The organism is Brevundimonas sp. (assembly GCF_047617075.1).
Lineage (GTDB): Bacteria > Pseudomonadota > Alphaproteobacteria > Caulobacterales > Caulobacteraceae > Brevundimonas.
This window is the reverse complement of sequence record NZ_JBLGCI010000017.1, coordinates 19,218-39,373: the sequence shown is the minus strand read 5'-3', so window position 1 is coordinate 39,373 and position 20,156 is coordinate 19,218. Positions and strand designations below refer to the sequence as shown.

Sequence of the window (20,156 nt, the reverse complement as noted above, 5' to 3'; positions counted from 1 at the left end):
GCCTAACTCGTCAGCTATGGCGAACTATCAGTAAAGCGGTTCTTACGTTTAACTCGCCACTATTGACGAATTAACCCGCATTATGATACATAAGTCGGCGGAAGTGGCGAATTATGAAGATAGATAACCATAACACGGATCAGGCGGTTCTGGCCGAGCTCGGGCGCAGGTTAGCCGATTACCGCCTGCAACGGCATATGACCCAAGCGCAGTTCGCCGAAGCCGCCGGGCTGTCGAAGCGCACCGTTGAACGCCTTGAGGCCGGAGAATCCGTTCAGCTCGTCAACCTGGTCCGCGCCCTGCGCGTGCTGGAGAAGCTCGACGGCCTCGACCGCTTCCTTCCGGACGCGCCGGCCAATCCGATCGATCTGCTGGAGCGGCATGGCAAGGTCCGGCAGCGCGCCCGGCCGGACGCCCGCGATGAAGACGAGGAATCGCAGCCCTGGCGTTGGGGTGACGAAACATGAGCCTGGCCGCCGTCAACCTCTGGGGCCGCCGGATCGGCGCCGTTTCGCTGGCCGAAGGCACCGCGGTCGCGACCTTCGCCTATGAACCGGCTTTCGTTCGATCGCAGATCGAGGTGGCGCCGCTGTTCATGCCGCTGAGTGATCGCATCTACAGTTTCCCGGGCCTCAACCCCGAGAGCTTCTACGGTCTGCCCGGTATGCTCGCCGACGCCCTGCCCGACCGCTACGGCCACACCCTGATCAACGCCTGGCTGGCGACCCAGGGCCGAACACCAGACAGTTTCGATGCGGTTGAGCGTCTCTGCTACATGGGCGCCCGCGGCATGGGTGCGCTCGAGTTCACCCCCGCTGCCGGCCCCAAACCGCGCAAGTCCGAGCAGATCCACATCGAGAACCTGGTCCGGCTGGCTTCGGAGGTGCTGAGCAACCGCAACACCCTGCAGGTCTCTTTCGCCGATCCCGGGAAGGCCTCCGCCCTGACCGAAATCCTGCAGGTCGGAACCTCGGCCGGCGGCGCCCGCGCCAAAGCGGTCATCGCGTGGAATCCCGAGACCAACGAGGTCCGCTCCGGCCAGGTCGAGGCCGGAGACGGGTTCAGCTACTGGCTGCTCAAGTTCGACGGGGTGAGCAACAACAAGGACCGCGGCCTCGCTGACCCGCAGGGCTACGGCGCGGTAGAGTACGCCTACTCGGAAATGGCCAGGGCCGCGGGCATCACCATGACCGAATGCCGCCTGCTGCCCGAGGGGGACCGGCGTCACTTCATGACACGCCGCTTCGATCGCACGGACTCTGGCGGCAAGCTGCACATGCAGTCGCTCGCCGCCCTGGCCCACTACGACTACTGCAGCCCCGACAGCTACACCTACGAACAGGCCTTCCAAGTCATGTGGCGGCTGAAGCTGCCGATGGAGCAGATGGAAGAGCTATTCCGGCGAATGACGTTCAACGTCGTGGCCCGCAACCAGGACGACCATGTGAAGAACATCGCCTTCCTAATGGACCGAAAGGGCGTGTGGTCGCTCGCGCCCGCCTTCGATGTGACCTGGGCCATGGAACCAGGGAACAAGTGGCTCAGGCAGCACCAGATGTCGGTGAACGGCCGGCGCGACGACTTCACGCGCGCCGATCTGGAAGCATGCGCCGCAACCGCCTCAATCAACGCCGCCCGCGCCCGCACGATCATTGACGAGGTCATCGCGACCGTCGCCGAATGGCCCAGGTTCGCGGACGCCGCCCAGGTGGACGAGGGCATGCGCCGGTCCATCGGCCCCAGTCTTCGCCTGACCCTTTAAAGAGCGGCCGCGGACCGGCCATAACGGCATGGGTAATCCAGGGGGCGCAGGTTCGTCTCCTCTCCCCTCGCACAGCCCCCCTGAACGGTTTGAGGCCGGAAGAAAAGCCGGGCCGAATATGACCCCGGACTGTTCTCAGGCCAGGGGCGTTCGTGCAACTTGGCGCCATCAGCTAATCCGCGCTCTGGGAGATCGCAGTCCATGGATGAGACCCGCACCGAAGCCGATCTGGCCGGCATGACCACCGACATCGTCACCGCTTACGTGTCGAACAACGCCGTGGCTCCGGAAGAACTGGCCAGTCTGATCACCAGCGTCCACGCAGCGCTGGCCGGAATGCCGTCCGGAGCTGAGCCTGAGCCGGAGCCGCAGGCCCCTGCGGTGCCGATCCGCAAGAGCATCACGCCGGACTACATCATCAGCCTCGAAGACGGTTCCAGGTACAAATCGCTCAAGCGCCACCTGGCCACCAAGTACGGCATGAGCCCTGAGGATTATCGCGCCAAATGGCGCCTGCCTCCGGACTATCCGATGGTCGCCCCCAACTACGCCAAAGCCCGGTCCGAACTGGCCAAATCCATGGGCCTCGGCCAAGGCGGGCGAAAGCCGGCCAAGAAAACGCGCAGGTCCGGGCCTGAGCAAATTGCCGTCAGCGACGGGCCGCGGCGCTGATTGAAGTGGACAGTTTAAAAAAACACTGTTCTCTACCTCTCCCATGAGAGGGAGCGAGCAGAACCATGGCCGGAACCGGGACCTCGGAGGCCGACCCCGACGGGGCCGACATAGCCACCCAGCTTGAAGCCCAGGGCATGCGCCTGAAGAACGCCGCCTGGACGGCCGCGCCGGCGAGCCCCGCCGACACCAAGGTGATCGTAGGGGCTGAAGTTGTAATCAATGAGCCGGTCATCTCCGAAGGGGCGCCCATCCTCATTGTCGCGGAGAAGCTGAGCTTCGGCGCCGGAGCCTATGTCTCCTCCGGCTATGCGTCTGACGCGCCGGATGGAAGACCCGGGGCCGCGGCCGGCGCGATTACAGTCATCGCGTCCCAGATCCAGTCCCTTAGCCTCTCGGCAAAAGGGCAAAAGGGCGGACGCGGTCCGGCAGGGCTGGCGGCTGCAGGACGAGGCGCGCCGGGCGCCCACGGCGCCCCCGGGGAACCCGCCAAATGCGGAAAGGACCGGGGGCCAGGCAGTAATGGCAAGAACGGTCAGGACGGCGGAAAAGGCCCTGCCGGAAACCCCGGCGGACGCGGCGCGTCGGGCGGCGCCAGCGGCTCGGTCACAATCAGGTATCTGAACTCAAAGGTCAGTCTGGCGCAGCCGCCCGACACTGTCGTAAACATTCGCGGCGGGGAAGGCGGCGTCGGCGGCGCCGGCGGCAGCGGCGGCCGCGGCGGTCCTGGAGGGAGCGGCGGCGCAGGAGGCGCGGGAAAGTGGTGCCGGCCCGTGACCGACCATGACAGCGGCGAGGACATGCCCGGCGGAAGCCCGGGCCGGCCGGGCCGTGAAGGTCCGGCGGGTGACCGCGGCCGGACAGGACCAGCCGGCTCATCCGGAGCGGCGGGCCGCCTGTCCGTGTCACGTTATCAAAGCGAGGCGGACTTCTTCGATGAAGCGGCCAGGCTCGCGCCTGAGGTCTTCGACGGCCTGCTCAGCAAAGGCGAGATGCTCTACTTCCTAAATCGTGAAGCCGAAGCTCGCCCGCTGCTGGAGAAGGTTGCGCTCCTGAAGGACAATGCCGGACGGCCGAGTCCCGACGCGGTGCGGGCCACTACGCTGATCACCCAGATCAATCTGGGTCTGACCTATTTCGGCGAAGACCGGCATGCCGCCAGGGTGATAACGCGAGATGGTGCTTCCGGAGCACGCAACGTACCTCTGTCGCTGGAGGACGTTGAAGCCCGTTTCGAAAAGCTGATGAACGATGTCAGCAGATCGGAAGCGATCCTCACATACAGGCGCCGCCAGGAATGGGACGGCAAGAGAGCCGAGGAGGCTTATCGCTTTGAGGGCGACCAACTGCAGGCGAGCATACGAGAGTTCACCAGCCATATTGAATCGTTCGCAGGCGAGATCGAGGCCCTGCGGGAGAGACTCGCAGGCTTCAGCCGGCAGGCCCAGGAGCTCGTCGATCGCATCAGACGGCTTTATGAAAGCCTCAGCGCGCTTCCCGGCGCCGCAGCCCAGGCGTTCCGGGATCTGTTCGGCTCGGTGGAAAACGCCATCACTCACATCGGAACAATCGGCGCCGCACTGGGGGCTCAGAACTGGGCCGCCGCAGGTTTGGGATTTTCAAATTTTCTGGGCAGCCTGGCTCAGGCTGAGGACGCAGCGCGGCGATTGGCGGCTCTGGTCGATTCCATCCGCGCGCAGATCGACAAGGCCAAGGACGACCTTTTCCGCGTAAAGAACGAGATGGCCGGGATGGAGGCCGCCATAGCCCAGCTGAACATCCGGAAGATTTCAGCTCAGCAACGCATTCAGGACTACCGCCGGCTGGCCGCCAATCTGGATGCCTGGTGGAGTTCGAAAGACACCGCCAAGCTTACAGAGCTGGCGCGGATCGCAGAGCGCGCCCATCGCGATATTCGCCTTGCTACGGGCCGGGACGTCTACGCGCTTCTAAGATACGTCGACCTGCGTACGACGCGCAACGACGGACTGGCGCCTCAGATACCGGCAGACGGAATCCACCAGGCGTTCAACGCCGTTCACATGCAGGCGGTTCTCAGCGGAATCCGGAGGCTCATGATCAGCGAGCCGCCGACAGCTTCGATCGAGATACCGCTGGCGGTGTTCAGCCGTGAGACCCACCCGGAGATGTTTGCTGACCTGAACAGCCAACACGCCGTAAACCTGACCGTGGGCGAGCTTCCAAGAAAATTCCAGAACGCGCGGGTCTCGTCGCTTTCACTGCGGGCCGAGGATGAGAACGGGGCGGATCTCTTTGGAGACTTCGTCCATGTGGCCAACAACAATATTCAGTACTTTCCCTCGGCGAATGTCCACTATCGCGTGAAGCAGTATGACGTGCCCCTGCAGGTCGGTCGGTTCGACGACAATGGTCGCCTGTTCGCCTACCAGAGCCCACTAACCATATGGACAGTGCTTTTCGCCCAAAGACCCGTGGGCCGATTCTCGCTTGTTTTTCGGCTTGAAGTCCCTGTGGAGACTGCAGCCGCTACCGAAACAGGTGAAGCCCCGCATCGGGGTAACACTTCAGCCTTTCCGCTTCCTATGCGGCCGCCTGTCCCCTGGGCGGAGATTGCAGAGCTTGAGTCTATGGGTGACGCACCCACGAACTGAGCTGGCTGCTACAGCCCGGCCCCATCTCCGCCGCCGGTCTGCGGCCGCGCAGCCACCTGCCTTCCTCATTCAGCTCGCCCGATCGCCCGTGGCGCGAGAGGTTTGCGGTCACTCACGCTCCACCGCCGCTTCACCAGCGGTCGCGTGAAGACAACGCACGCAATCCCCTGCTCCCCGGCGATCGATCCGGGGGGCTGTGCGATACCGGCGCCGCTGCGCGCCCCAGGGTGAAAAGGAAGGGCGCTGCCGGGTAAGCGCCGGAGATGAAGGAAAGAGTGGCTTTCCGTCCGGCGCCGCCGGAGACAGCCATGCGCCCTCTATCCTGAACGTACAGCCCAGGCTCTGGGCCGGCGATGCCGGCCTCCGGCCGATGATCGCCTGATCCGCGGGCCCTCCCAGGACGAGCCCGCACCTCCCGACCCTCATTCCAAGCACGAAAAGGCCGCCCGCACATGTGCGGGCGCGATGCCTCATGCCCGAACTGTTCACCTACGACACCGTCGATCCTTACGGGACGGTGCCCTCATCAAACCTGTTCAGCTCGCTTCAGCAGACTGACCATTACATAGCAGACGCCTTTGGCTCTCCGCTCAGCTTCTGTCCCGACTACCGGCTGGGCGAGATCATCCGGCGCCGCATCCCCCGGCGCGCGACCTGGCGCGAACGGGAGCAAGGCTTCTTCGATTCCGGGGTCTACACCGCCCCGGTCTGGAACCAGGAGCCGTTCTGGAGGCAGCGGCCGGCGCCGCTCATAGACCACTACGCTCACGTGTCGCTCGAAGACCCGGCGATGGTGGCCTTCACCGAAGACGAAGCCCACGGCGAGCTGGACCGGCAAACCCGGATGAAGCCGGGCCGCTACTTGAAACGCTACTTCAGCGAAGCCCTCACCGCCAAGCAGATCGCCTATCTGGCCGAGTGGTTCGTCAGCGGTTCGCGCCCGCCGGTCAGTATGGACGGCGCCATGGCGCTGACAAGCAGCGGAGACGAGATCACCGAGGTTTATGCGTCGAGCATCAGCTCATGCATGGAGGGCCAGGACTGCGTGCGCGTTTACGCAGCCGGCGACCTGGCCGTGGCGTTCTGGCGCGCCGACGATGAGGAGATCACCGCCCGATGCCTCTGCTGGCCCCATCGCGGCGTCTACGGCCGAACCTACCCGGACCCTGACGCCAGCGACTACGCCAGAGCCCTGGTCCAGGCCATGGAGGCCAGGGGCTGGAAACACGAACGGCTGCACGACGAGGGATTCTGCGGAGCGCGCATAAGGAAGATCGCCGCCGGCTGCGGCGCCTGGGTGATGCCCTATCTGGATCTGGACTACGGCCTGGATGACTGCGGCCGGGTCTGGCGCATGGCGCGAAGCGGCGAATACGTCGCGGAGCGAACAGACGGCCTCCTCTACCTCGACGACACATCCTGGACCTGCGACGGCTGCGGCTCCGGCATGAGCGATGACCACGAGCGCTACACGGTCTGCGTCTCCGTGTGGAACGGCGCGCCGGGCTGCGAGCACGACTTCTGCCAGTCCTGCCGGGACAGCGTAACCTTCGACTGCGCGGGCTCGGGCGCAATCTTCAGCGTGACGGTGCCCAGCGTGGAGGTTGATGGACACCTCTGGGCACGCGGGATCGCCGAAGCACGGCCGGAACTTCAGTTCCACGCGGCCACTAATACCTTCAGCACCAGACGACCGAACAGCGCTGCGGAGGCGGTCCAGTGAGCGCCCGAGACGTGCACCTGTCTTCGCCATCGCCAGGCGCAGGCCTGGGTGTGTTCATGGACATGCTCAGCTTTCGCCGCCCCGCCTGGTCGACCACAGAGGAGGCGTTCATCTCCCGGTTCCTGAGGCCGCTGGAGGGCATGGAAGAGGACGCCTTCGGCAACCTGCTTTTGTGCATCGCCGGACCAGGCGGCGAGACGCCCCACATCCTGTGGTCCTCGCACACGGACACGGTTCACCGCGCCCCGGGACGCCAGTCCGTCCTGAGACAAGGAACCATGGCCGTTCTGCGCGATACCTCCGAGGGCCGCGGCGGAGCATCCAACTGCCTTGGAGCGGACTGCGCTTCGGGGGTCTGGCTTATGCGCGAGATGATCCTGGCCCGTGTTCCTGGTCTGTATGTGTTTCACCGGGACGAGGAGAACGGCGGTCACGGCTCCGCCTGGATCGCGTCCAACACTCCCGAGCGTCTTGAGAACATCAGGTTCGCCATCGCCCTTGACCGGCGGGGGTACAGCGACGTGATCACCCACCAGGGCGGCAGGACCGCGTCTGACGCCTTCGCCGCATCCCTGGCGGGGATATTAGGCGCACGTTTCCAGCCCGACGACACCGGCCTGTTCACCGACACCGCCATGTACGCCGGACTCGTGGGTGAATGCACCAATGTTTCCGTTGGCTACTTCAACGCCCACGGCCCCCGCGAGCAGCAGGATCTGGTCTTTCTGGCTTGGCTGCGCGACACCCTGGTCTCGGCCGACTTCTCCGGCCTGACCGCCGAGCGCGCACCGGGGGCCCCGGAAGACGATTTGTGGGGCCTGGACTGGCGGTGGGAGGAAAGCACCGCCGCTCCGATCCTTGAGTCTCTCGATGCTGATTCATCGTTCGTCCGGTCCCATCCGGAAATCGTCGCGGATTTCCTCGAGACCTGCGGGGTGACCATGGCCGATCTGCGGGCTCATGCCGGCTATTTCGACTTCTGCTGAAAGCGGCGCCCCGGCGCCGGAAGGAGCGAAAGAAAGGGGGATGGGAGACGAGGCAGGACCGGGGGATCGGCTTCCGGTCCGTCTCGATCACAGGAGACTGACATGCAATCTGCCGTATTCACCGGGCGGCTGAGCGATGATCCCGTCGTCAGCGACAATGGCGCCAAGGCCATTTTCAGACTGCTCGAAAAGAGGGGCAAGGAGGCCGACGGCCGGCCGCGCCTCGTCGGGATCAACTGCATCAGCTGGAAGAAGGGCCTCAATGAGAAGGTCATCCTGGCCGGCCTCAGGAAGGGCTGCGAAGCCTTGGTCGCGGGAGCCTATGCAGACACCGAATACACCACCCAGGACGGCGTGACGCGCAAGGCCAAGGAGCTTGTGGTGTCACGGCTGAGCGTCCTGGACTGGGCGGACGCAGCCGAAGAGCCGATCGCCGGCACAGCAAGAGCGGGAGACTGAAGATGCAGACCATAACCATCGAAGGCTATCTGGCCGGTGATCCGTCCATCCTGTCCTCACAGACTGATGGCCGGACACGCGCCACCTTCCGGATTCTGGAAACCACGCGCTTCCGGCGTGCCGACGGCCAGCCCGCAGAGCGCACGACCGGCTTCAACTGTGTCTGCTTCAATGAAGTCACTGCGCAGCAGTACATCGCACCGTTCGCCCGCAAGGGAACGCGGGTTGTGGTGCAGGGCCATGTCGAAAACGACAGCTGGACCGGAAAGGACGGCGTCGAACACTACGATCTTCGGGTCGTCGTCGCCGACCTGCGGGTGAAGAACCGGCGCAGCGAGCCAGACGGCCCTGAAGGACCGCACCAGGCGGACCCGGATACGGGGGCGGATGACGACATTCCGTTCTGATCTTCAGCACATCGCCTTCAGCCGCTCCCGGCTTCGCCGGGGGCGGCTTTTTCGTTTCTGGCACGGCTCTCCCGCCACGGGGCGCAGCCAACGGCGGTCCCGGCGCCGCAGCGCCGGACGGCGTGACCGCCTTCGGCGGTCACCCACCCCCACACAACGCCCTCCGATCCTGTCACGTCACCCTGGATGTCAACGGCTTCGCCGTTCCCCTGCGCGGTCTCCATGAGCCCGCTCCGGTGACTTCCCGGGGCCCGACGTGCCGGGGATCGGGGTCGTTGCGCACGGGCGCTGCGGCATTCCCCTTTCTCAGGAGCGTGCGATGACCTTCTCTCTTCATGCCTTTTCATCAGCTGACACCGCCTTCGACATCCAGGCTGCGGCGCTTGAGGACATTCGTCCTCACCCGACCGAGGCGTCACTGATCCAGCTGGGTCAGGCTCTCATGACCGAACTTGTCGACCTCATCACGGACACCGCGCTGGAGGACGTCCAGACCATTCTGGCCGAGAGCCTGATCGGAGCCTTCCACTCGGCGTCCGGTCGGATCTCACGGGACGCGGACCGGGCGAGGGACCGCATGCGTCAGCTGGATCGCGACTTCGACGGCTCCGAGCTGGCGGATACCGAACTGCAGGCAGCTTCCAGGGAGGCGCGCGCCGCAGACGTGGCGGCCACAGCCGCAGAACTGATCCGGGACGCAGCCGCACAAACCTGGACCGTGGCGTCCGGAGAAGTCTGGACAGCATGGCGCGGAGGTCGCCGCGGTACGCGCCTGACCGCTGCGCAGATCGAAGCTCGAGACCTGCTTCGCGCCGTCGAGGAGCAGCGGCGGGAGGCCCGGCGGCCCAAGGGGCCCATTGTAGCCTTTCGCGGCGCGCCTTTCGCCGACTCCGGCGAGGATGCGGGGCGCATCTTCGACGCCCTGAACTGGGCCCGCGAGCAGTGGCCCGACATGGCGCTGGCCACGACAGGAGCAAAGGGCGCCGAGAAGCTGGCCATCAGATGGGCGCGCCAGAAGGACGTCGTCCTTGTCCTGGCTCGCGCGGACTTCGACCGGCATGGCAAGGCAGCTCCGTTCAGGGCCAACGACGAGATGATGGCCCTCAGCCCGGTCTGCTGCCTCAGCCTTTCGCAGTCACTTCGCCCGGGCGAAGGCGGCCCGGCCAAGCCTTTCGGACCGGCGCTCAATATTGGCCAGCAGGCCCGGGCGCGCGGCGTCCGGCACCTGGCCATTCGCGCCCGTTCAGGCTGACGGCGACGCAAAACCTTCGACCCGCTCGGCTCCGGCCGGGCGGGTTTCTTCGTTTGGCCGATGTCGAGACTCGCGGCACCATCAGCAATAGGCCGGTTTGATGACTGTTGATCCCCTTGGACCATCTGTGATCTCAGCAGCAAATTTCAGGCTTAGGGCAAGATAAAAGGCGGAGCCGGGCGCTGCGCTGTTGTCCTAGTCTGTCCGTTGTTTAGCGGCATGCTCCTGCGGCGCGGCGACTTTTCATGAGCCATCGTCGGCAAGTGCATGCCGCGCGTAGCCGGAGCGTCGCCATGCAGGTCAGAGCCCGCCTCGAGGGTTACCTCCCGTTGTCCGAGAGCGAAGGCCCCCTTGCTCGCCTGCCTCTCAGGATCCGGCCAGATCGCCCTCTCGTGCGCACTGGAATGCTGCGGCGGCTTTCGGCCGGCCGGCTCTTCGCCCTGGGTGATCGATCAGGTTGTCTGCGCGCTGCCGAGGGGCGCTCAGGCAGACCCTTTCGTCTGGACGTTCGCCAGAGAGTGATCGTCAAAGCGCTGGTCTGCCGCCACCAGGGAAGGGGTGCCGCTCACGCCTCCGCCCTCGCGCGGCATGTCGCTTATCTCAGCCGCCTGGGCGCCGGCTGGGAGGGTGAGACGGCGGCGTTCTTCGACGCCGGAAGCGACCGCGTCGACGCGCAGGCGCGGCTCCAGGAGTGGGCGAAGCATCGCCACCATTTCCGCTTCATTGTTTCCCCCGAGCACGGCGACCGGTTGAAGAACCTGCCGGATTATGTGCGCGAGACGATGCGCAGGGTCTGCGGCGATCTCGGAGAGCCGGACCTGCCTTGGATGGCGGTATGCCACTACGATACGGACCAGCCGCACGGACATGTCCTCCTGCCCGGCCGCCGCGCCGACGGGCGCGATCTGGTTATTCCTCGGGCCTATATTGGCTACGGCTTCCGTGCGCGAGCGCAGGAGGTGGCTCAGGAGCGGCTGGGCGACCTTTCGCGGCAGGATGCGGAGCGCCGCATCTGGCGTGAAACCCAAGCTGACCGGCTAACCGGTTTCGACCGGCGCCTGCTCGCATCAGCCGATACGGAACGGATGGTCAGCGACGGCGTCGGGGGCACCGACGTCTGGCAGGCTCTGACGCGTGGCCGGCTTCGGCACCTGGAGAAGCTTGGTCTGGCGACACGGATCGGGCGGAGGTTCAGGCTTGCCGAGGATATGGAAAGCCGCCTGCGCCGGCTCCAGCTCGCCCGCGATGTCATACGCCTGCGCAACCAACGGCGCCTTCAGACTGGCCGCGCGGTCCTAGATGCCCGCGAGGGAGTGCTTCGAGGCCGTGTGGTGAAGACAGGTTTCCACGACGAGCTGGGCGCCTGCCCCTGGGCAATCGTGGCAGAATCCGGCGGGGTGGAGCGTTACGTGCGGCTGCGCCCTGGCGCCCCGATGCCCGAGCCTGGCCGTGCCATCGAAATGGTGGTCGGATCCGGCGGGGTCGGCCGACCAATGCCTCCCCGATCTCGCGGGAGGGGCCTGTCGCTCTGAGTGAGAGGCTCGATCCAAGCCTTGTTCAGGAGTCTGGCAGCGATTGCCGCCTTGTCTTGCGGCAGAAACCGTCCGTAGTGCTGAGCCACGGTGGCGGGTGTGTCCTGAATGGCGTAGCTGGCCTGCTCGTACGAGCCCGTCTGTTTCAGGACGTGGGTGGCGAGTACGTCCCGGACGCTGTGTGGGCCGTGTGCGAGCAACCCGGCAATGGCCCCGCGCCCGGTCCATGGGTTGTAGATCCCGTACCGCTGAATGGTGAGCCGCCACGCCTCATAGAATGCCGTCTGGGTGAAGGCTGCGTCGCGGCTCGATCGCTTGACCGTCTTGACGAAAAACACGCCCGGATCCGGCGCTCCTTTCAGAAGCACGGCGCGCTCGCGCTCAAGGTAGGTGTCGATCCAGCGATAGAGATCGCCCAGATCAGGGAGCAACAAGCGGAATGGTCGCCGGCTGAAGTAGGCTGAGTTGGAGTTCTTGAACGCGGCGCAGGGAATGAAGACCTCCCACCCCTGCTCACCGGTGCTCCAGCGGAGCTCTCCCCGTTTGAGGCGTTCGAGATCCCGTTCAGGAGTGGCGGGCTCGCCCCTGCGCCTTACCAAAAGTTCGCGCAGGTTTTTCTGGCGAAGACCCAAGTGCAGTCCGAAGCGAAGCATCAGAAAACTGCGCGTGGCCTCAGCCGCCTGAAGCGGGTAACGCCGGGCGTCGGGCATAAGCCGCAGGATTTCTTCAGTGATCCGCCGATAGGCCTCAAGCGGGCTGGCAGCTTCGAGGACGGGCAACAGAGGTTCGAATGGATCACGATGGACCCGGGCGACCCTCTGCACCTCCCTTGCCCGGTTCAGTGCGTGCTGGTTCATACGGTCACAGGCTGCGCCCCAGTCTGCCCGGACGACTGCAAGCTCCGTCTCGCTGACCAGGTTCTTCAGAGGAACGAGATTGTCCGCAAGCCGGGGCGTCTGTCTCAGCCAGCCGGTTCGCTCGCGTGTGAAGGCTGCGGCCAGGAGAAGCATATCGGCCTCCCACCCGGTGAAGAAGCCGCGCCGACGCTCCCGCCATCCCAGATACCAGTCCCAGACCCCAGGAAAGACCAGGTGCCCGAGGCTTACGTCTTCCAGAGGCGCGCCGGCGCCGCGTACTTCACCGTCCGGAGAGGCGCAAAGCGCCCCAAGCATGAGCCCCAGATGCTCCACCCTCTGGCTGGCCGTCTCGGTATTCCACACCCCCGAACGCTGATAGCCGGCATCTGTAAGGGTCGCCGTTTTAAAGTGCAGCAGGTCCGCCATTTCTTCCGCCAGGGAGGCTGGCGCACAGTGCGGATGGCCAGCGCCGGGAGATATCGGGACTGCTTCAAACCGGATCGCAAAGCGGGTTTTGCAGACCTCAGACTGGTAGCGCCGGTATGCGGTCCCGCCCGACAGTATATTCTCGCGGACCCACGCCAGGATTTCGGTCTGTTCCACAGAGCTTCGCCGGCCAAAATCATCTGGCAAATGCCAGGCGAGACGGCGCGACAGCGCATGAGGCGTCTTGCTGGGGCCATGCCCGCTGATTGCCCTTCCCCGCGGCAGAAGTTTGCGAAGCTCTCCCCGGTCGAGCCGGTATCGGTCCTCGATCAAGTCGAGCGCTCTCAGCGTCGCGACCGTCCGCGGTGCTTTGGCGCCGTTTCGCCAGCTCGTGATGGTGGTTCGATCAATGAGCGCGCCCTTGGCCTTAAGCGCGCGGAACAGCCGCCACACGTTGTCCCCGTGCCGCCGCATGTGGAAATCCAGCGCTTCGTGGAATGCCTCTGGCGTATCATGCGCCTCCCACAATGGATCCGGGAACTCGACAATTGGGGCCGGAGGTCGACCGGGTCTTCTTCGTGGCTGAGCTTTCTGGGGCATTGGATCTCCATCGTCCGGTTCCGGTGGAGACGCCTAGGGCTTCGGGTGACCCTGGTTCAGGCTGGTGGAAAAGATGGGAGTGCAGGTTCGAGCGGGCTCCCTTTCGCCAAACTGTGTGCCGAGCCGCTCCGGGTCCGGCTTTGCGCCATCGGCGCGATTGCCCCCGTTCCTCGCGAAGTGTTCGCACCGACCTTTTCTGCCATTTGGGTTAGATGCCTCGTCACCGCTGAGCGGTACGACGGCCCCAGTTTCCTCCAAATGCACCGCTTGACTCCGATGGTTGAAGGAGAGGCATATAGAAGAACATATCAGGAACACAAGATGCCTGCCCCCTCTTCCCTCCACAGTCTGCAACGCCAGCTTTTGGCCTTGGAAGCCAAGCCGTGTGCGCCTGTCAGGTCGGGCCTGAGCACATTGGATAAGTACTTGGGTGTGCTCAGGGCGGATGCGGTTCATGAGTTTTTGCCCGAGGCCCCCCGCCATACCCTGGCAGCGCATGGGTTCGCCTTTGGTCTGGCCTCAAGGGCTTCGGGCGTCATCGTGTGGATCTTGCAGACATCGGGACGATCCGAAATGGGGGAGCCCTTCGGCCCCGGGCTTGCGGCCTGGGGCCTGAACCCCGCCGATCTGGTCATGGTGCGGACGCCCGATGCGGCCTCCCTGCTGGCCGCCGGAGAAGAGGCGCTGCGCAGCGGGGCGGCGGGCGCCGTGATCATGAGCGGCTGGGGCGAGGCGAAGGTCCATGGCCTGACCGCCAGCCGGCGGCTGATGATGGCGGCGCGCAGCGGCTCGACCTTAGGGGTGCTGGTGCGGGCCAATGCGGCGCCGGCGCCCAGCGCGGCCGAGACCCGATGGTCCGTGGCCGCTACGCCCTCCTCGCCGCTGGACGCCAACGCGCCGGGGCGTCCGGCTTTCCGGGCGCGGCTTTTGCGCAGCCGGTCCGGAGCGCAGCCGGGCGAGTGGATCATGGAGTGGGATCGTGAGGCGCGGGCCTTCGTCAAACCGGCGGCATCTGGCGGTCTGGTTTCCGTTCCTGCCGACCGATCGGCTGGCGCGAAGCGATCCCGCGCCGCCTGAGCATGACCCCGACCAGCCGATGGTTCTGGCGGACAAGGATCGGGGGGCGCTGCGCCTGACGGCGGGGAACACGGCCGCCATGGCGCTGGGTCTGGCCCCCGGCATGACCCTGGCCGACGCCCGGGCTCGGGTTCCGGACATCACGGCGCTTCCCCATGACAGGGAGGCCGACGCCCGGCTTCTGCACGCGGTGCTGGAGGACTTCGACCGTTTCACGCCCATGGCGGCGCTGGACGAACCCCACGGCCTGATGCTGGACGTGACCGGCTGCCCCCACCTGTTCGGTGGCGAGGACGGGATGGTGCGGGCCGTTCAGGCGCGAACCAAGCGCCTCGGGCTGCAGGTCCGGCTGGGCATGGCCCGCACGCCCCAGACCGCCCGCGCCCTCTCCCGGTTCGGCCCGGGGGGCGTCGCCCCCGAGGGTCGGGACGCCGCCCTTGCCGGTCGCCTGACCATTGCAGCCCTGGAACTGCCGCCGCGCGATCATCAGGCCATCCGTCGCGCGGGGCTGAAGACCGTCGCCGATCTGGACGAACGCCCCCGCGCGCCCCTGGCCGCCCGCTTCGGCGCTGATTTCCCGGATCGGCTGGATCGGTTGATGGGCCGCGTGGACGTGCGCATCACCCCCCATCGTCCGCCGCCTCCGGTCACGGCTGACCGCGTTCTGGCCGAGCCGATCACCGATCTGGATGCGGTACACGCCGTCATCGCCGACCTGCTGGCGGACGCCGAACGACAGCTGGAGACGCGGGGCCAGGGCGCGCGCCGGTTCACCGTCAGTCTCTATCGTGTGGATGGCCACATCCGCCGCATCGCTCTGAACACCGCCCGTCCGGTGCGAGAGGCCACAGTCGTCATGCGCCTGTTCCGAGAGCGGCTGGCCGCTCTGGCCCGGCCGGTCGATCCCGGTTTCGGTTTCGACCATCTGCGTCTGGGCGCCGAACAACTGCACGCCATCGCGGCCGAACAGATCACCTTCGACCGACGCACCCAGGACGGCGAGGCTCTGGACGCCCTGATCGATCGGCTCAGCGTCCGGCTCGGGCCCGACGCCGTGCTGCGGGTGCATCCGGCAGCCTCGCACCTGCCGGAGCGTTCAGCCCGGCTGGTTCCGGCCCAGGCGGAGATGGCCGCCGGCGACTGGCCGGCCCCGGATACGGCGTCGCCGCCCCTTCGGCCGCTGCACCTGTTCGACCCGCCCCAACCAGTGGAGGCCGTGGCCCTGGCGCCCGACAGTCCGCCCGCCCAGTTCCAGTGGCGGCGCGCCACGCACCGGGTCATCCGCGCCGAGGGCCCCGAGCGTATCGAGGCCGAGTGGTGGCGTGCGCCCCGGCATCGGGTGCGGGACTATTACCGGGTGGAGGACGAGGAAGGGCGCCGTTTCTGGCTGTTCCGCGCCGGCGGCTATGGCGACGATCCGCCGCCGCGCTGGTACGTGCACGGGCTGTTCGCATGAACGCGCCCTATGCCGAACTGGTCGCAGCCAGCAATTTCTCGTTCCTGCGCGGCGCCTCGCACCCCAAGGATCTGGTGCTGACCGCCGTGCTGCGCGGCCACACGGGGCTGGGGCTGGCGGATCGCAACACGGTCGCGGGGGTGGTGCGGGCGTGGAGCGCGCTGAAACAGCTCAAGGAACACGGCGGAGCGCCCGAAAAGGTCCGCACCGGCGGCTCGCCCGGCGAGGTGGTCTTCGTGGAGAATGCGACCGGCGGGCCCGATCTGGCGGAGGCCATTCGGGAACGGGCGCAGGGTTTCCGCCTGCTCACCGGCGCGCGGATGGTGTTCGCCGACGGGACGCCGGACATCGTCGCCTACCCTGAGGACCGGGCCGGATGGGCACGGCTGACGCGGCTGCTGACCTTGGGCGCGCGGCGCGCGAAAAAGGGCGACTGCCTGCTGCATCTGAACGACCTGCTGGCGGACCCGGACGGACTGCTGCTCATCGCCGTGCCCGACCAGAAACTGAACGCCCTGCCCGACCTTCTGGCCCGCCTGAACGCGGCGCGTCCCGGCGCGGTGTGGCTAGGCGCGGCCATGCACCGGCGAGGCGACGACCGGCGGCGGCTGGCGGGGTTGAGGACGCTGGCGGCGGGCGCGAGCACCCCCCTTCTGGCCATGAACGACGTACTCTATCACGCGCCGGAGTCGCGCGATCTTCAAGACGTGCTGACCTGCATCCGCGAGGGCGTGACCATCGATCAGGCCGGTTTGCACCTGCTGGCCAACGCCGAGCGCCATCTGAAGGCGCCCGGGGAGATGACCCGCCTGTTCGCCGATGCACCCGAGGCCCTTACCGAGACGCAAACCTTGCTGGCCCGCTCCGCCTTCGACCTGGGCCAGCTTCGCTACGAATATCCCGAGGAGCCCATCCCGCCAGGGAAAACCCCGCAGGGCTGGCTGGAGACCCTGGTGAACCGCCGCCTGCCGGTGCGTTATCCGGACGGCGCGCCGAACAAGGTCATGACCCTGATCCGCAAGGAGCTCGCCTATATCGCCGAGCGCGATCTGGCGCCCTATTTCCTCACCATCCACGACATCGTGCGGGTGGCCGAGGACAAGGGCATCCTGTGTCAGGGGCGCGGTTCAGCCGCCAATTCGGCGGTCTGTTACGTGCTGGGGATCACCAGCGTCGATCCGGTCCACCACGACCTTTTGTTCGAACGCTTTATGTCGGCGGACCGCAACGAGCCGCCCGACATCGACGTGGATTTCGAGCACGAGCGGCGCGAGGAGATCATCCAGCACATCTATGAGACCTACGGCCGGGAGCGCGCCGGCATCGCCGCCACTGTCATCCGCTACCGCCCCCGCAGCGCCATCCGCGAGGTGGGCAAGGCCCTGGGCCTGACCGAGGACGTGACCGCGCGCCTGGCCTCCACCCAGTGGGGAAGCTGGGGGTCGTCCATCCCCGACGCCCAGATCGAGCAGGCGGGTATGGACCCGGCCAACCCCATGATCCGGCGCGCCGTGGACATGGCCGGGCGCATTCTGGGGTTTCCCCGCCATCTCAGCCAGCACGTGGGGGGCTTCATCCTCACACGCGGGCGGCTGGATGAACTGGTCCCCATCGGCAATGCAGCCATGACGGACCGGACCTTCATCGAATGGGACAAGGACGACATCGACGAGCTGGGCCTGATGAAGGTCGATGTGCTGGCGCTGGGCATGCTGACCTGCATTAGGAAGGCGCTGAACCTGATGAAGGCGCACGAGGGCGCGGACCACGACCTGGCCTCGGTCCCGGCCGAACAGACCGATGTCTACGACATGCTGTGCCGGGGCGATTCCGTCGGGGTGTTCCAGGTGGAGAGCCGGGCCCAGATCAACATGCTGCCGCGCCTGCGGCCCCGCGCCTTCTATGATCTGGTGATCCAGGTGGCCATCGTGCGCCCCGGCCCGATCCAGGGCGACATGGTCCATCCCTATCTGCGCCGCCGAAAGGGTCAGGAGGATGTGATCTACGCCAGCCCGGCGCCGCCCCATGACCCGGACGAGCTGAAGACCATCCTGCACCGGACCCTGGGCGTGCCTCTGTTTCAGGAGCAGGCCATGAAGGTGGCCATGGTCGCCGCCGAGTTCAGCGACCGTGAGGCCAACGGACTACGCAAGGCCATGGGCACCTTCCGGGGCGACGGGACGCTGCACACCTATGAAGACCGCATGGTCGGGAAGATGATTGAGCGCGGCTATGATCCCGACTTCGCCCGCCGCTGCTTCGAACAGATCAAGGGTTTCGGCTCATATGGATTCCCGGAAAGCCACGCCGCCAGCTTCGCCCGGCTGGTGTATGTGTCCAGCTACATCAAGTGCAGGCACCCGGCCGCCTTCGCCGCCGCCCTGCTGAACAGCCAGCCCATGGGCTTCTACGCACCGGCCCAGATCGTGCGCGACGCCCAGGAGCACGGGGTCGAGGTGCGCGTGATCGATGTGAACCATTCGGCCTGGGACAACACTCTGGAGGGTTCATCGGGCGCGTTGGCCCTGCGCCTAGGCCTGCGCCAGATCGACGGGTTCCGGAAAGAATGGGCCGAGGTCATGGCCGCCGTTCGCGACCGCCCCTTCGACGGTGCCGAGGGCCTCATGCGCCGCGCCCGCCTGCCGGTGGCAGCCCTTCGCAAACTGGCCGACGCCGACGCCTTCCGCTCCATGGGGCTGGACCGGCGCGAGGCGCTCTGGGCGGTGCGCCGCCTGCCCGATGACGACGCCTTGCCCCTGTTCGCCGCCGCGAACACCCGTGAGCTGGGTGATGAGCCCGACGCCGCCCTGCCGACCATGGCGCTGGGCGAACACGTGGCCGCCGACTACCAGACCACGCGCCTGTCCCTGAAAGCCCATCCCATGGCCATCCTGCGCCCGGTGTTCGCGGCCGAGGGGTTGCTCACCTGCGCCCAGGTGGAGGCGAAACGCTCAGGCTCGCGGGTGCGCACCGCAGGCGTCGTTCTGGTGCGCCAGCGTCCCGGCAACGGGAAAGCCATCTTCATCACCCTGGAGGACGAGACCGGCGTCACCAATCTGGTCCTGTGGGTTCCCACCTTCGAGGCGCACCGCCGCGTGGTCATGAGCGCCCGCCTGCTGGCGGTCGAGGGCGTGGTGGAGAAAAGCGCCGAGGGCGTCGTCCACCTGATGGCGGACCGCCTTCATGACCGCTCCGCCGAGCTCAACCGCCTGTCGCCCGACCACGACCCGGTGCTCCAGCTCTCCGGCGCCGACGAGTTCGTGCATCCCCAGCATCCCCGCGATCTGCGGATGCTGCCCGGATCGCGGGATTTCCACTGACGGACATGCGGCATGAGCGGAATTTGGCTTTCCGCACGCTGGCCGCTCCATGACGCGGCACACATGCCCTGACGGCTTTGCGCATCAGTCAGTCGTCAGTGTCTGGTTCCGGCGGGTTCGCCCGTTTGCCGGACTCGATGACCGTCACGATGTCCTCATCGATAACCGCATAGGCGCGGCGCAGGAGGACATCGACGCCCTCCACCTCAGAGGCCCGGACTGACCGCCCCAAACTAAAGCCGGCTCCAGGTGTCAGTATGCTGGCTTCCAGCTCCGGCGTCCTTCGCACCAGTATGCGATAGCCGCGATACTCGTGGGTCATAGTCCCCCGCAAGCCAACGCCCCATGCTCAGGTTGGCGCCCCCAAGCCGCGCGCGCTACCCCTTGCAACCCGTGCTTGCCCAACGATCGCCTGCGCAAACTGCCCGAGCGCAGCGCCCCTCAACCCTGAAAGCATACTTCGGCGTTGCCACCGGACCCGTGCGAAAGTCGGGTTGAACGAGACGACCCCGGCGCTTGGTCCAACCCGCCGCGCGCGGGCCAGAGGCGGATCCGTACTACTGGAGCGTGCCTGCCAAGAGGACTTCGCAACGCCTTACCCGAGACGATCTTTGGGAATTCAGTGGGCCACCGGCTAGGTTCGAAGGCGATCTGAACGGCTCCGGGAGCGGTGAAAGTTTCGTGAGAAACGATGCCTTATTGAAATGCACTGAAACCGTCCGGCCCTGGGGAAATGATTTCACCCAGTTGCAGCCTAACTACCCCACTAGCGCCCCACTAGCTCAACATGGACGATTTTCCGGCCGCCCGAGCGGCGAGATAAAAACGCTTACTTGTTGATTTTAATGGGAAAAGAATGGTGGATGCGACAGGGATTGAACCTGTGACCCCCTCGGTGTGAACGAGGTGCTCTCCCGCTGAGCTACGCATCCATCCGGGCCGGGTTCGAACGCTCGAACCGTCGGGAGGCGCGGACATAGCCCGGAGGTCGCCG

At 66.2% G+C, this 20,156-nt stretch carries 14 protein-coding genes and 1 tRNA gene; 13 read left to right on the top strand and 2 right to left on the bottom strand.

All coding sequences use genetic code 11. From position 1 onward, the window contains the following. Nucleotides 1–113 precede the first annotated feature (113 nt). From ACI8U3_RS13965 to ACI8U3_RS13905, 13 genes are all read left to right on the top strand, one after another. Nucleotides 114–467, top strand: coding sequence for a helix-turn-helix transcriptional regulator (locus tag ACI8U3_RS13965; RefSeq protein ID WP_415015476.1), 354 nt, complete (start codon nucleotides 114–116; stop codon nucleotides 465–467). After that, the gene (locus ACI8U3_RS13960) at nucleotides 464–1,762 is read left to right on the top strand and encodes a type II toxin-antitoxin system HipA family toxin (protein WP_415015475.1); all 1,299 of its coding nucleotides are present in this window, start codon (nucleotides 464–466) and stop codon (nucleotides 1,760–1,762) included. The genes ACI8U3_RS13965 and ACI8U3_RS13960 overlap by 4 nt, the downstream gene beginning before the upstream one ends. Nucleotides 1,763–1,963: 201 nt before the next feature. After that, nucleotides 1,964–2,434 carry a MucR family transcriptional regulator gene (locus tag ACI8U3_RS13955; RefSeq protein ID WP_415015474.1) on the top strand — a complete coding sequence of 157 codons (471 nt, stop codon included), beginning with the start codon at nucleotides 1,964–1,966 and terminating at the stop codon, nucleotides 2,432–2,434. A 65-nt stretch (nucleotides 2,435–2,499) separates the two neighbouring features. Next, nucleotides 2,500–5,067, top strand: a complete 2,568-nt coding sequence (locus ACI8U3_RS13950) for a hypothetical protein (RefSeq protein WP_415015473.1) — start codon at nucleotides 2,500–2,502, stop codon at nucleotides 5,065–5,067. 472 nt (nucleotides 5,068–5,539) lie between these two features. Beyond that, nucleotides 5,540–6,790: a hypothetical protein gene (locus ACI8U3_RS13945; protein ID WP_415015472.1), complete on the top strand. Its 1,251-nt coding sequence runs from the start codon at nucleotides 5,540–5,542 to the stop codon at nucleotides 6,788–6,790. Then, nucleotides 6,787–7,776, top strand: coding sequence for a hypothetical protein (locus ACI8U3_RS13940; protein WP_415015471.1), 990 nt, complete (start codon nucleotides 6,787–6,789; stop codon nucleotides 7,774–7,776). The genes ACI8U3_RS13945 and ACI8U3_RS13940 overlap by 4 nt, the downstream gene beginning before the upstream one ends. Before the next feature lie 102 nt (nucleotides 7,777–7,878). After that, entirely contained in the window at nucleotides 7,879–8,235 is a 357-nt protein-coding gene (locus ACI8U3_RS13935) for a single-stranded DNA-binding protein (protein WP_415015470.1), read from the top strand. Between the two features lie 2 nt (nucleotides 8,236–8,237). Further along, entirely contained in the window at nucleotides 8,238–8,642 is a 405-nt protein-coding gene (locus ACI8U3_RS13930) for a single-stranded DNA-binding protein (protein WP_415015469.1), read from the top strand. A 319-nt stretch (nucleotides 8,643–8,961) separates the two neighbouring features. After that, on the top strand, nucleotides 8,962–9,894 hold the full coding sequence (locus ACI8U3_RS13925; protein WP_415015468.1) for a DUF2493 domain-containing protein: 933 nt from the start codon (nucleotides 8,962–8,964) through the stop codon (nucleotides 9,892–9,894). 518 nt (nucleotides 9,895–10,412) lie between these two features. Further along, a complete protein-coding gene (locus tag ACI8U3_RS13920; protein ID WP_415015467.1) occupies nucleotides 10,413–11,426 on the top strand; it encodes a type VI secretion protein in 1,014 nt (337 codons plus the stop codon). Between the two features lie 2,456 nt (nucleotides 11,427–13,882). Then, complete coding sequence (locus ACI8U3_RS13915; RefSeq protein ID WP_415015466.1) at nucleotides 13,883–14,386, top strand: ImuA family protein; 504 nt, start codon at nucleotides 13,883–13,885, stop codon at nucleotides 14,384–14,386. Beyond that, a complete protein-coding gene (locus ACI8U3_RS13910) occupies nucleotides 14,289–15,842 on the top strand; it encodes a Y-family DNA polymerase (protein WP_415015465.1) in 1,554 nt (517 codons plus the stop codon). Before ACI8U3_RS13915 ends, ACI8U3_RS13910 begins: the two co-directional genes overlap by 98 nt. Beyond that, on the top strand, nucleotides 15,839–19,162 hold the full coding sequence (locus ACI8U3_RS13905) for an error-prone DNA polymerase (protein WP_415015464.1): 3,324 nt from the start codon (nucleotides 15,839–15,841) through the stop codon (nucleotides 19,160–19,162). The genes ACI8U3_RS13910 and ACI8U3_RS13905 overlap by 4 nt, the downstream gene beginning before the upstream one ends. Nucleotides 19,163–19,250: 88 nt before the next feature. Here ACI8U3_RS13905 and ACI8U3_RS13900 read toward each other — a convergent pair whose 3' ends face one another. Then, complete coding sequence (locus ACI8U3_RS13900) at nucleotides 19,251–19,496, bottom strand: hypothetical protein (RefSeq protein WP_415015463.1); 246 nt, start codon at nucleotides 19,494–19,496, stop codon at nucleotides 19,251–19,253. A 523-nt stretch (nucleotides 19,497–20,019) separates the two neighbouring features. Next, nucleotides 20,020–20,094, bottom strand: a tRNA-Val gene (locus ACI8U3_RS13895). Between the last annotated feature and the right edge of the window lie 62 nt (nucleotides 20,095–20,156).

Coding starts and splice junctions, on each gene's coding strand:
- ACI8U3_RS13965 (WP_415015476.1), top strand. CDS start 114: ATGAAGATAGATAACCATAACACGGATCAGGCGGTTCTGGCCGAGCTC.
- ACI8U3_RS13960 (WP_415015475.1), top strand. CDS start 464: ATGAGCCTGGCCGCCGTCAACCTCTGGGGCCGCCGGATCGGCGCCGTT.
- ACI8U3_RS13955 (WP_415015474.1), top strand. CDS start 1,964: ATGGATGAGACCCGCACCGAAGCCGATCTGGCCGGCATGACCACCGAC.
- ACI8U3_RS13950 (WP_415015473.1), top strand. CDS start 2,500: ATGGCCGGAACCGGGACCTCGGAGGCCGACCCCGACGGGGCCGACATA.
- ACI8U3_RS13945 (WP_415015472.1), top strand. CDS start 5,540: ATGCCCGAACTGTTCACCTACGACACCGTCGATCCTTACGGGACGGTG.
- ACI8U3_RS13935 (WP_415015470.1), top strand. CDS start 7,879: ATGCAATCTGCCGTATTCACCGGGCGGCTGAGCGATGATCCCGTCGTC.
- ACI8U3_RS13930 (WP_415015469.1), top strand. CDS start 8,238: ATGCAGACCATAACCATCGAAGGCTATCTGGCCGGTGATCCGTCCATC.
- ACI8U3_RS13925 (WP_415015468.1), top strand. CDS start 8,962: ATGACCTTCTCTCTTCATGCCTTTTCATCAGCTGACACCGCCTTCGAC.
- ACI8U3_RS13915 (WP_415015466.1), top strand. CDS start 13,883: ATGGGGGAGCCCTTCGGCCCCGGGCTTGCGGCCTGGGGCCTGAACCCC.
- ACI8U3_RS13905 (WP_415015464.1), top strand. CDS start 15,839: ATGAACGCGCCCTATGCCGAACTGGTCGCAGCCAGCAATTTCTCGTTC.